Genomic DNA, 11,792 nt, shown 5'->3' on the forward strand with positions numbered 1-11,792 from the left:
GGGCCGCCGATAGAATGCGGGTATCGCGGCAGCTCTTTGGGGGTCTTTTCTGTGTCTGAGTTCGACACGGTCCTGGTCGTCGACTTCGGCGCTCAGTACGCGCAGTTGATCGCTCGGCGGGTGCGTGAGTGCCACGTGTACTCCGAGATCGTCCCGTCCACCATGCCGGTGGCCGAGATGCTCGCGAAGCGGCCCAAGGCCATCATCCTGTCCGGCGGCCCCGCGTCGGTGTACGCCGAAGGCGCGCCGGCCGCGCCTGAGGGCCTGTTCGAGACCGGCGTGCCGACGTTCGGCATCTGCTACGGCTTCCAGGAGATGGCCCGGGTCCTCGGCGGCCAGGTCGCGCACACCGGCATCTCCGAGTACGGCCGCACCCAGCTCACCGTGGGCCGCGAAGGCGTGCTGCTGTCCGGCCTGCCGGCGACCCAGTCGGTGTGGATGTCCCACGGCGACAGCGTGGTCGCCGCGCCGCAGGGCTTCCAGGTGACCGGCTGGACCCCCGACACCCCCGTGGCCGTCATGGAGGCTCCCGACCGCGGGCTGTACGGCGTGCAGTTCCACCCCGAGGTCCTGCACTCCGACCACGGCCAGGCCGTGCTCAAGCACTTCCTCGACGCCGCCGGCTGCCGTCCGTCCTGGACGATGCTCAACATCGTCGAGGACGCCGTCGACGCCGTGCGCGCTCAGGTGGGCCCGCGGGGCCGCGCCATCTGCGGCCTGTCGGGTGGCGTCGACTCCGCCGTGGCCGCCGCCATCGTGCAGCGCGCCATCGGTGACCGGCTGACCTGCGTGTTCGTCGACCACGGCCTGCTGCGCAAAGGCGAGGCCGAGCAGGTGGAGCGCGACTTCGTGGCCGCCACCGGGGTCAGGCTGCGCGTCGTGGACGCCGCCGAGCGTTTCCTCAAGGCGCTGTCCGGGGTGACCGACCCCGAGGAGAAGCGCAAGATCATCGGCCGTGAGTTCATCCGCGTCTTCGAGGACGAGCAGCGGGCCATCATGGCCGACGGCCCCGTCGACTTCCTCGTGCAGGGCACCCTCTACCCCGACGTGGTGGAGTCCGGCGGCGGCACCGGCGCCGCCAACATCAAGTCCCACCACAACGTCGGCGGCCTTCCGGACGATCTGAGGTTCTCCCTGGTGGAGCCGCTGCGCACCCTCTTCAAGGACGAGGTGCGCCGCGCCGGCGAGGAGCTCGGCCTCCCTCCCGCCATGGTCTGGCGCCAGCCGTTCCCCGGCCCCGGTCTCGGCATCCGCATCGTCGGCGAGGTCACCGCCGACCGCCTGTCCATCCTGCGCGAGGCCGACGCCATCGCGCGCGAGGAGCTGTCCCGCGCCGGCCTGGACCGCGAGATCTGGCAGTGCCCCGTGGTCCTGCTGGCCGACGTCCGCTCCGTCGGCGTCCAGGGGGACGGCCGCACGTACGGCCACCCCGTGGTCCTGCGTCCCGTCAGCAGCGAGGACGCCATGACCGCCGACTGGTCCCGCGTCCCCTACGACGTGCTCGCCAGGATCTCCACCCGCATCACCAACGAGGTCCGCGAGATCAACCGCGTCGTCCTCGACGTCACCAGCAAGCCGCCCGGCACCATCGAGTGGGAGTGATCCGGTTTCACCGGCCTCCTGGCGTCACGGGGAAGTGACCCTGATCCATGGGCCGCCTGGCGCTGTGGGGGAGTGATCCCGATTTCACGGGCCATCCGGTGTCGTTGATCCCGTCCCATCCGGGCTGACCTGGAGCGTCCGGCCCTGCGCGGTCGCCGGTGCGTGCCCGGTTGCCTGATTCCGGTTGCTCCGCGGCGCGGGGTGGGTCAGCCTGGTCTGATGTCATCCCCCCGGCCGGTTCCTCCGGATAGCGCCGCGCACGCAGGTCGACGTCTGGCGTGGCTGGACGCGCTGCGCGGGGTCGGAGCGGTGGCGGTGCTGCTGGAGCACATGCTCTACCGGTTCCTGCCGGGGTTGCGGCCGTACTGGATGAACCTCGGCATCTACGGGGTCATGGTCTTCTTCCTGGTCAGCGGGTACGTCATCCCGGCCTCGCTGGAGAACAAGGGGGACGTGCGCAGGTTCTGGCTGGGGAGACTGTTCCGGCTCTACCCCCTCTACCTGCTGGTGATCGTGATCGTGCTGCTTTCCACGCCGCTGGTGCCGGTGCGGCAGGGGGTGGGGGCCGATCCCGAGACCGTCGCGGCGCACGTCACCATGCTGCTCGACCTGGTGTGGACCCCGGGGATCGGCGAGACCATGTGGACGCTCTCCTACGAGATGGCGTTCTACCTGCTGATCACGGCCCTGTTCGTCGGCGGGTCGCACCGGCGCAGCGGTCTGTTCGCGGTGCTGTCCGCGGTGGCGGCGCTCGGGGTGGGCCTGCTGCTGGCGCGGCCGCTCACGGCGTACGTGGCGGCGGAGCTCTGGACGTTCGGGGTGATGGCCGCGGGGCTCGCGCTGGTGCTCGTGGGGAGAGGGTGGGTCCGCGCGGTGGGGGCCGTGGTCGTCGGCGCGCTGGCCGTCGTGCTGGTGCTGGTCGGGGGACGCATTCCCTGGCTCGGCCCGGCGATCCTGTCGGTGATGTTCACCGGCACGGTGCTGTACCGCTGGGAACGCGGGGAGATCTCGCATCTGTGGGCCGTCGCGGGGGTGGCGGTGCCGCTGGCCGCCACGCCGTTCTTCGCGGCGCGGGCCGGGTGGTGGGCCGATCCGCCGGTGTGGCTGGCCACCATGGCGCTGGTCGCGGCGACCTTCGCGCTCGGCATGGCGTTCCGGCGCCGGCGGGTGCCGCGCGCGCTGGTCTGGCTGGGGCTGGTCAGCTACTCGGTCTACCTGCTGCACCACCCTTTGATGAAGCTCTTCCTCGCCGTGTACGGCGACCCGCGCCGCGAGCCGCTCCTGCTGCAGGCGGCGCTCGCCGTGGCGTACATCACGGTGGTCCTCGGCCTGAGCTGGGTGACCTACCGCCTGGTGGAGCGGCCCATGCAGACCCTCGGCCGCCGGCTCTCCCGCGCGCTGCCGGAGCCTCCTGTGCCGACGCGGGGCCGCGAGACGGTCTCGGCCAGTAACCTTGGCTGACCGGGCCGCGGGGCCCTTCCGGGTGGGAGAAGTGAACGATGAACGCGACGACCCGGGTGCCGGTGCGGCGCCTGGCGTGGATGCACGGTGAGCTGGCCCGCTGGCAGGCCGACGGCCTGATCGACGCCGCCACCGCCTCCCGGATCGCCGATCGGTACGTCCCCGGCCGCCGGCTGAGCCTGGAGCGGCTCATCCTCGTCCTCGGCGGCGGGTTCCTCGGCGTCGGCCTCATCTGGCTGGTCTCGGCCAACCTCTACCGCATCTCGCCGACGGTCAGGTTCGCCGGCATCCTGATCGTCTGGCTGGGTGCCGTGGCGCTCGGCGAGATCCTCGCGCGGACCGTCCGGCCCGGCGGCGGCGTGGAGGCGGCGCGTCTGGTGGCCGTGCTCGCCGGCGGCGGCGTGGTGTTCCAGGCCGCGCAGAGCCTCCAGGTCCCGGCGTACGATTCCGGTCTGCTCGGCGTGTGGGCCGCGGGTTCCCTGGCCTACGCCTACGCCACCGGGTCCCGAGGGCCGCTGTCGGCCGCGCTGACCCTCGGCGCGGGCTGGTACGGCTGGTTCGCCGGGGAGCGGGTCTCCAGTGCCGGCGGCGTCGCGGTGGCCCTGGTCGTGGCGGGTGCGGTGTCCGTGGCGGTGGCCGTGCTGCACGAGTCGAGGTGGCGGCCGGAGTTCGCGCCGCTGTGGCGCCTGGCCGGGGTGGTTCTCGTGCTCGTCGGGCTGTTCGTCGCCGCCTTCCCGGGTTCGCCGCAGAGCGGCGGCCTGTACGGGTCGGTGGCGATCTGGCCGGGGCTGGTGGCCGTGGTGATCGCCGGGGCCGCCGCCTTTCTGCTGGGGGACACCGAGCGGCGCCGGGAGGTCGTGGCGGTGGTGCTCATGCTCGTCGCCGCGATGCTGCTGGCGGCGTGGGGTGCCGAGCCGCCGCGGTACCCGGAGGGCCCCGGTGCGGCGCAGACCGCGCGGGCCGTCGCCGGCACCTTGGTGTACGTCCTGTCCGCGGTGTGGTTCGCGGTGGTCGCCGCGCGGCGTGACCTGGCGCCGCTGGTGTACGTCGTCACCGCCGCGCTGGTGCTGTTCGTGACGGTGCAGAGCTTCGCGGTGTTCCAGCCGCTGCTGTCGGGTGCGGCGCTGTTCCTCGTGCTCGGCGTGGTGTTCCTCGTCACCGGCGTGCTGGTCGACTACGGCCGGCGCAGGCTCATGAGGGTGGTGCGATGAGTCGCCTGACGTCCCGTCCCGTGCTGGTCGCCGCCGCGGTCGTGCTCCAGCTCGCGCTGCTCACGGTCGCGGTGTGGCCGCAGCTGTCGGCCAGGCTCACCGGCACGCGGTACCGTCTCGCCGTGGGCCCGGTGGACCCCGTCGACCCGTTCCGCGGCGCGTACGCCGCGCTCCAGTACCCCGGCCTGCCGGTGGCGCGCGGTCTGCGTCCCGGCCGGGTGTTCGTGCCGCTGACCCGTGACGGCGCGGTGTGGAAGGGGACCGGCGTCGTCGTGGCCCGGCCGGCCGCGCCGCCGTACCTCACCTGCGAGACCCGCGGTGAGGGCCCGCTGAGCTGCGGCATCGACAGCCTGTTCCTGCCTGAGGACGCCGCGCGCCGCGTGCAGGAGGAGCTGCGCGACGACCGCGCCGCCGCCGTGGTGCGGGTGGACGACCAGGGCAACGCGGCCGTGCTGGACATCGAGCCCCGCTGACCGCCGCGGCGGACCAGGAGCGGCGTGGGTGGTCGTCCCGCCGTGGTGGCGGCGCGGGTCAGTCGTCGAACTCGCCGTCGCGGACGCCGAGGACGAAGGCGCGCCACTCGCCGGCCGTGTACCGCAGCACGGTGCCGTTGGGGTCGGCGGGGTTGCGCAGCGCGACGGCGCCACCGGGGAGGTAGGCGATCTCGATGCGGTCGTCGGACGTGCTGCCTGGTGCGCTCAGCCAGGTGACATCGGAGATGTCCATGGCGTACAGCTCGCTCTTCTCACCTGTGTCGCTCATCGTCGACCAGATCTCCTTCGGCTACAGCCCGGGGGACGTCGGATCACACGCGGCCGGAAGAACAGTGGCACGGCACAACAGTTCGAGAGAATACACGCCGGCTCGACCCGCCGCGCCTATCCGTGACGGATCGGTTTCGCAGGGGTACCGGGGTCAGCGCCAGCCGCTCACCGGGTACGTCTCGCCTGCACCGAGTTCGCGGCCCCGCAGCAGCGTGCTCACCGTGACGACGTGGTAGCCCTTCTTCTTGAGCGACCGCAGGATGCCGGGCATCGCGGCGACCGTCTCCGGCCAGATGTCGTGCATCAGCACGACCTTGTCGCGCGCCGCGTCGCCGAGCACCCGCTTGGTGATGGCCTTGGTGTTCCGCAGCTCCCAGTCGCGGGCCGTGCGGTTCCACAGGATCTGCGCGAGGCCGAGCTCGGCGGCGATGCCGGACACCCGTTCGTCGGTGTCGCCGTACGGGGGCCGCATCAGGGTGGGACGCCGTCCGGTGGCCCGCTCGATGGAGTCCTGCGCGCGTACCAGCTCGTCGCGGATCAGGCCGTCGTACAGGGACGTCAGGTGCGGGTGGTCGTAGGTGTGGTTGCCGATCTCGTGGCCCGCGCGTGCGATGGCGCGCGCCGTGCCGGGGTACCGATCGGCCTGCCGGCCCATCAGGAAGAACGTGACCTTGGTCTTGTTCTTGCTCAGCGTCTTGAGGAGCTTGCCGGTGTGGCGTCCGGGGCCGTCGTCGAAGGTCAGCGCGATGCACTTCACCTTGGCGCAGTCGACCGTCCGGGCCTTGGCCGCCGTCGTGACCGTGCCGGTTCTCGCCGCGGTGCCGGTCTTCGCGGCCGCGCCGGTCGTCCCGGCCTCGCCGCTCCTCCCTGCCGGGTCGGCCGCGGCGAGCGGCGACGCCGCCACCACCGCCGTCAGCGTCACCGTCAGGATCGGGAGCCACCGCCGCATCATCCATACTCCTTCCGCGCCGCGCCACCCTATCCCAGACGGGACTCGAGCCGAGTAACCATGCGATACCGGTAGATCCGTGCCGCTCCGTACGACGCCGGTCACCTCCCCACCGCGCCGGCGACCCCTACCCTGCGCGCGGGTCAAGAGGGCCGTCGGCAGGCGCCACCGCCGGTCAAGAATCCTTCTGGAGATCTCATGCGAGTTACAGAAGGTAAGATTCCGGCGACTTGTGGTAGTCATGCTGAGTGGCCATGGGGTCCTACTCGCTCGATGACGTCCGTGCGGCCCGCGCACGCGGAGCCTCGTGGTGGACGGCGCACCTCGTCGACCCGGTCGCCGGCCGGCTCGCGCTGCTCGCGGGGAACCACACCCGCGTCGCGCCGGCCGGTCTGACCCGCGCGTCACCGCTCCTCGGCCTCGGCGCGGCGGCGTGCTTCGCGACGGGCCGGTTCGCGGCCGGCGCGCTGCTGTTCCACCTGAGCGTCGCGGCCGTCCGCGCGGCCGGCGTGCTGGCCGGGCTGCGGGGCACGGTGCCGCCGGCCGGCCGGTGGCAGGACCACATGCGCGACCGCGTCCGGGTGGTCTGCTGCGCGTGCGGTCTGGCGTACGGCCTGTACGCGGCCACGGGACGGCCGGTGTACGTGCTGCTCGGCGTCGTCGTCGCCGTACTGGACCTGGTCCGGCACGTCGACACGCCACGGCTGAGACCGCCGCGCCGGCCGGCCGAGCCGGGGCTCGCGGACGCGCCGGACGACCGGCCGCCGTCGAGGCCCACGGCGCGGCCCGAGTTCGTGTCGCCGTTCGGCCCGATGATCCAGATGACCGAGCCGCGGGCCGCCGCCGGTCCGGCCCGTGCCGCGCCGGGGTTGTCCCACGCTCCGCCGGAGCACCCCGCGGCCCCGCCTCCGGTGCTCGCGTGGCGGTCGCACGGCCCTCTCGGCCCGCGCGTGGGTGACGGAGAGTTCCACGCGGCCGTGTTCGTGCTGGCCCCGCTCGCCGGGCCCGGCGCGTCGCTCGTGGTCGCGGCGGTGGCGTGCGCGTCGCTCGTGCTCGGCGAGATCGTCCTGATCCACCGTACGCGGCGGGTCTCGCGCGCGGTGGCGGCCCGGGCCGGTGGCCCGGCGCCTGCTTCCGCCGCGGGCCCGCGGCTGCGGACCGACCCGTTCCGTACAGAGGTGGAGTTCCGATGAGTACCGACCGGCCGATCTTCGTCGTCGGCTGTCCGCGTTCCGGCACCACGATGCTGCAACTCATGCTGCACGCGCACCGGCGTGTCGCGGTCCCGCCTGAGACGCGGTTCGTGCTGTCCGTCTACTACCACCGCCGCCTCCACGGCGACATGCGTGACGTGGAGCGGCGCCGCGCGCTCGCCGAGTGGATCGCCGGTGCCCGCGCCACCAGGTTCCGCGAGCTCGGGCTGGACCGGTCCGAATACGTGCGCCGGGCCACCGAGGGGCCCGGCTCGCTCGGCTCGGTGGTCGGGCAGGCGTTCCGCATGTACGCCGAGCGGTTCGGCAAGGCGCGGTGGGGTGACAAACGGCCGTGCTACGTCAAGTACGTGGACGTGCTGCTGCGGATGTTCCCCGACGCGCAGTTCGTGCACCTGGTGCGGGACGGCCGTGACTGCGTCGCGTCCCTCAAGGAGATGCCGTGGTACAGCTTGGACATCAACCACGCCATCGCCAACTGGGCCGAGTCCGTCGACCAGGGCCGCCGGCTCGCGAGGTCGCTGCCTGCGGGGAGTTACCACGAGCTGCGCTACGAGGACCTCACCGCCGACCCCGAGGGGGAGCTGACCAGGCTGTGCGCGTTCCTCGGCGAGGAGTTCGACCCGTCGATGTGCGAGCCGCAGCTGGTGGCCCCGGTCGCCGTGCCGAGGCGCAAGGTGTGGCACCGCAACACCCGCAACGAGGTGTCGCAGGCCCGCGTGGGGAGCTGGGCCGACCGGCTGGAGCCCTGGGAGGCGTCGTTGTGCGAGCACGTTCTCGCGCGGCGGCTGCGCGACCACGGCTACGAGCTCAGCGGCGCGCCGTCGCCGTCGGCGAGGCAACTGCTCACCTACCGCAGGACGGCGACCCACCGTGCGCTGTCCCGCTGGGAACGCCAGGCCCGCGACCAGGTCAACCGCCGCCGTGAGCCGGGTCCGCTCGCCGCCATGCTGACCTCGGGCCAGCTCGCTCTGGCGAGCGTGCCGCGTCAGCGCACCGCGCAGGACCTCATCAGGGGGTGAGCTCAGCGGCGGACGGCGGCGAACAGGTCCTCCCAGCGGTCCAGCACCGGGTCGAGACGGAAGGCCGCGGCGTGCGCGCGGGCCGCGGCGCCGAGCCTGCGGCGGCGGGCCGGGTCGGCCATCAGCGCGGCGAGCGCGCCGGTGAAGGCGTCGAGGTCGGCGTGCGGCACCAGCACACCTGTCGTGCCGTCCAGCACGAGGGAACGCACCCCGCCTGACACGTCGAACGCGACGGCCGGCATGCCGTGCGCCGCCGCCTCCGCCACCACCGGCGGCATACCCTCGTGCTCGCTGGTCAGGCCGAGCACGGCGGCGTTGCGGAACTCCCCGCCGAGTTCCGCCGCGCCGACCCGGCCGCGGAACACCACGCGGCCGGCGACACCCGCCGCCGCGGCGCAGGCACGCAGGCGCGGCAGCTCCGGCCCGTCGCCGACCAGGTGGAGCTCCCACCCGGCGCGGGCCCGCACCGCGCGTGCGAACGCCGTGATGAGCCGGTCGAACCGCTTGCCGGGGACGAGCCTGCCGACCCCGAGCACCCGGCGCGTGTCCAGGTACGACGCCGAGTCGGGCCAGGCGCGCAGCGGCGCCGGCAGGTCCACGGCGTTCGGCAGCAGCGCCTCCTCGGCGAACCGCCACGCGTCGTCCGCGCTCGGGAACACGGCCCGGTCGAGACCGCCGTAGTGCCGCCGCACGTCCGCGAGGTCCCCGCCGTCCCTGGCCTGCGCGAACGACCCGTGGTACTGGCCGACGACCCGCGTGCCGTCCGGCGCCTTCCCCGCCAGCAGGCCGGCGACGCGGGGACACGTCAGCACCACGACCCCGCCGGCGGCCGCGCGCAGTGCTTGTTCCCCCCACCGGCGCGCCACGCCGCGCCACGGGACGCGCCATCGCGGCACCCGCCGTCCGTACAGCGGACGCTCCACGTACCGGAACGGCGTCGCGGTGCGCCGCAGCCCCGCGATCCCCACGGTGTGACCCCGGACCGCGAGCCCCTGCGCGAGTGTGTGCGTCACCTGCTGGATCCCGCCGAGCGCGTCGGCGTCCAGGCAGACGAACACGACCGTCATCGGCGGGGGTGGAAGAACGCGGCGACAACGCGGCGCGCGGCGTCACCTGTCTCGTCGGCGCAGTACAGCGCACGGAAGTCGGCGTACCTGGCGGCGTGCCGTTCCGTCACCTCGTCGAGGTCGGCCAGTGCCGTGACGAGTTCCTTCGGCGTCGTCAGCACGGGCCCCGGCAGGGGGTCGCACCGGTCGCCGGCCGGTCCGCCGGGGGAGTAGATCAGGATGGGCCGGCCGGTGCAGGCGTAGTCGCGCACCAGCGGCATGTGGTCTCCCGCCAGCGCGTCCGAGGCGAGGATCAGGTCGTTGACCTCGGGTCCCGCGGTGCGCACGAGGGGCCGCACGCGGCGGGGGATCCGGTACCGGCCCTCGGCGTGGACCACGATCACCCACTGACCGGCGAGCGTCTCGGCGACGACCTCCAGGCCGTCGCCTGCCGTCGTCCCCGGATGTGGCGCGTACAGCAGGACGCGCCGGTCAGGGGGGATCTCCAGGGCCGCACGCACCCGGTGCGCCGCGCCGGGGTCGCCGGTGACGAGCACGTCGCACTTGGGGGAGCCGAACGGCAGCACCGTGCCGGTGAACTCGGTGGCCGGCACGAAGACCCGCGTGAACTCCGGCCCGGGGGACACCAGCGCGTCCCACCGAGCCACCGCGGCCCTGCGCTCGGCCGCGTCACCCCCGGGTCCGGCCTCGGGGAACCCGTCCCAGGTCTGCAGGTACCGTGTGCGCGCCGGCTTGGGGAACCCGGCAGGCAGGCCCCGGTCGTCCACCCAGTACCCGGCCCTGGCGAGCAGCCACACGTACCGCCAGCTCATGCGCCGCACCAGCGGCACGTCGGCGGGGAAGCCGGACGGGTCGCCGCGCACCGACCAGCACACCCGCAACGGCAGGCCGCGCCGGCGGATCTCCTCGTGGACGTACCTCGGGTTGCCGGTGTACGCGGCGCCACCGGCCGACTCGAACAGCGCGAGACCGGGCCTGGGCCGCACCACGCGGATCAGCCGCCGGTACACCCACTCCTTGACGCGCGCGCCGGTCAGCACCCGCCGCGGCCTGGTACGCGGCCGGGCCACCCCCGCGCCGCGCCACCGCACCCGCAGGAAGGCGCTGTCCCCGACGGGCCCCACGGTCACCTGGTGGCCCCCCGTGGTGAGCACGAGCGGGGGAGTGGCGGGGTCGACGAGCAGCCGGTCGCTGGTGTGGTGACCGTCGGCCCGGGTGAACCGGATGAGCGCGTCGGTGCGTCCGCCGCGTCCCGGCGGCGTCCCCGCGAGGTCGATCTCGGCCCGCACCAGGTACCCGCCGTCCGGCTGCCTGCGGGGTGCCAGCCGGACCCGTGTCCCCCGCACCACCAGGTCGGCCACGGTCCGGCCGCGCCGCAGCACCGCGAACGGGTCGTACGTCCTGATCGTCAGGGACACGACCGTCCCCGACGCGGTGATCTCGGTGACCTCGTGCCGGATCCGGGACGCCGAGAACGGCAGCTCGGCCAGCCCGAGCCCCGTGATGTCCAGCCCCGGATGGGCCCGGGTCCCCCAGTAGGTGCGGCCGTCCACCCGCAGCGCGTGCCGCGGGGCCGCGCGCGGCGTGGTCAGCGACCGCGCCGCGACCACCAGGTCCGCCACGCGGCCGGCCCGCGCGAGGTGGCAGCACACCGCGACCATGGGGTCCACCGTGGCCTCGACGCCGGGCTCCAGCTCCGAAAGGTACGGCCGCAGCGCCGCCGCGAACTCCTTGACCCACACGGCGTCGCGCCGTGGCAGCCCGTCCAGGTGGCCCCGCAGGTCGTGCACGAGGAACCGCCGCTGCCGCGCCGCCACCAGGTCCGGTGCACCGCCGTCGCGCAGCCGCGCGTCCGCCGTCCGCGCCGCGCGCACCCGCCGTCGTACGTCGTCGAGGTCGCCGTCCCCGGTCCGCGGCGGCGCCAGGTGCACCGGCCACGGCACCACCGCGAACCGCCGCGCGTCCCGGAACACCTGCGCGGTGAACACGACGTCCTCCTCGTGGACGTCCTCGGGGAACCGCACCCCGTGTTCGCGCAGGAACCCGGTCCGGTACAGCTTGTTGGTCACCGCCGCGTCCAGGAACATCCGCGGCTCGTCCCTGACCCCGGCGACGACCCGTCGCGGCGCGTAGAACCCGGCACGCGGCCCCGCCGCCGTCCCCCGCGGCCACGTGACCGCTCCGGTCGCGAAGTCACCGCCGGTGCGCTCCACCTCGGCGAGCAGGCTGCCGCAGGCGTGCCGTGTCAGCACCACCCCGTCGTCCAGCACCATCACGAACGGCGCACGGACCGCGTCCAGCCCCTCGTTGCGCGCCGCTCCGCGTCCCCCCGCCTCCTGTCCCGCCACGTACCGCATCCGCTGGTCGCCGCCGGCGGCCCCACCGGCGGACCCGACGACGACCAGCTCGACGTTCCCCAGCGACTGGCCGAGCACCGACGCCACAACCCGGGGATCGGGGTCGCCACAGGCGAGCACAACGCTGACATCCGGCCGCATACCGCCC

At 73.9% G+C, this 11,792-nt stretch carries 10 protein-coding genes; 6 read left to right on the forward strand and 4 right to left on the reverse strand.

All coding sequences use genetic code 11. The features are described from left to right. Positions 1 to 51: 51 nt before the first annotated feature. From guaA to BJ992_RS06535, 4 genes are all read left to right on the forward strand, one after another. A complete protein-coding gene (gene guaA / locus BJ992_RS06520) occupies positions 52 to 1,602 on the forward strand; it encodes a glutamine-hydrolyzing GMP synthase (protein ID WP_425503644.1) in 1,551 nt (516 codons plus the stop codon). 219 nt (positions 1,603 to 1,821) lie between these two features. Beyond that, on the forward strand, positions 1,822 to 3,063 hold the full coding sequence (locus tag BJ992_RS06525; RefSeq protein WP_184979030.1) for an acyltransferase family protein: 1,242 nt from the start codon (positions 1,822 to 1,824) through the stop codon (positions 3,061 to 3,063). Positions 3,064 to 3,101: 38 nt separating this feature from the next. Next, positions 3,102 to 4,274, forward strand: a complete 1,173-nt coding sequence (locus BJ992_RS06530; RefSeq protein WP_184979031.1) for a DUF2157 domain-containing protein — start codon at positions 3,102 to 3,104, stop codon at positions 4,272 to 4,274. After that, on the forward strand, positions 4,271 to 4,747 hold the full coding sequence (locus BJ992_RS06535) for a GDYXXLXY domain-containing protein (protein ID WP_184979032.1): 477 nt from the start codon (positions 4,271 to 4,273) through the stop codon (positions 4,745 to 4,747). Before BJ992_RS06530 ends, BJ992_RS06535 begins: the two co-directional genes overlap by 4 nt. A gap of 58 nt (positions 4,748 to 4,805) precedes the next feature. On the opposite strand, the gene BJ992_RS06540 is transcribed toward BJ992_RS06535, so the two are convergent. After that, positions 4,806 to 5,036 (reverse strand): DUF397 domain-containing protein, encoded by a 231-nt coding sequence (locus tag BJ992_RS06540; protein WP_184979033.1) that lies wholly within the window; start codon positions 5,034 to 5,036, stop codon positions 4,806 to 4,808. Between the two features lie 153 nt (positions 5,037 to 5,189). Continuing rightward, positions 5,190 to 5,990 carry a polysaccharide deacetylase family protein gene (locus tag BJ992_RS06545; RefSeq protein WP_184979034.1) on the reverse strand — a complete coding sequence of 267 codons (801 nt, stop codon included), beginning with the start codon at positions 5,988 to 5,990 and terminating at the stop codon, positions 5,190 to 5,192. 251 nt (positions 5,991 to 6,241) lie between these two features. Here BJ992_RS06545 and BJ992_RS06550 point away from each other — a divergent pair, with 251 nt between their 5' ends. Both BJ992_RS06550 and BJ992_RS06555 read left to right on the forward strand, forming a co-directional pair. Next, positions 6,242 to 7,180, forward strand: a complete 939-nt coding sequence (locus BJ992_RS06550; RefSeq protein WP_184979035.1) for a hypothetical protein — start codon at positions 6,242 to 6,244, stop codon at positions 7,178 to 7,180. Then, positions 7,177 to 8,220, forward strand: a complete 1,044-nt coding sequence (locus tag BJ992_RS06555) for a sulfotransferase family protein (protein ID WP_184979036.1) — start codon at positions 7,177 to 7,179, stop codon at positions 8,218 to 8,220. Before BJ992_RS06550 ends, BJ992_RS06555 begins: the two co-directional genes overlap by 4 nt. Before the next feature lie 2 nt (positions 8,221 to 8,222). Here the strand turns inward: BJ992_RS06555 and BJ992_RS06560 are convergent, their stop codons facing one another. After that, the gene (locus tag BJ992_RS06560) at positions 8,223 to 9,287 is read right to left on the reverse strand and encodes a glycosyltransferase (RefSeq protein WP_184979037.1); all 1,065 of its coding nucleotides are present in this window, start codon (positions 9,285 to 9,287) and stop codon (positions 8,223 to 8,225) included. Continuing rightward, positions 9,284 to 11,785 (reverse strand): bifunctional glycosyltransferase/CDP-glycerol:glycerophosphate glycerophosphotransferase, encoded by a 2,502-nt coding sequence (locus BJ992_RS06565; RefSeq protein ID WP_184979038.1) that lies wholly within the window; start codon positions 11,783 to 11,785, stop codon positions 9,284 to 9,286. Before BJ992_RS06565 ends, BJ992_RS06560 begins: the two co-directional genes overlap by 4 nt. Positions 11,786 to 11,792 lie beyond the last annotated feature (7 nt).

It is taken from the genome of Sphaerisporangium rubeum (assembly GCF_014207705.1).
GTDB classification, from domain to species: domain Bacteria; phylum Actinomycetota; class Actinomycetes; order Streptosporangiales; family Streptosporangiaceae; genus Sphaerisporangium; species Sphaerisporangium rubeum.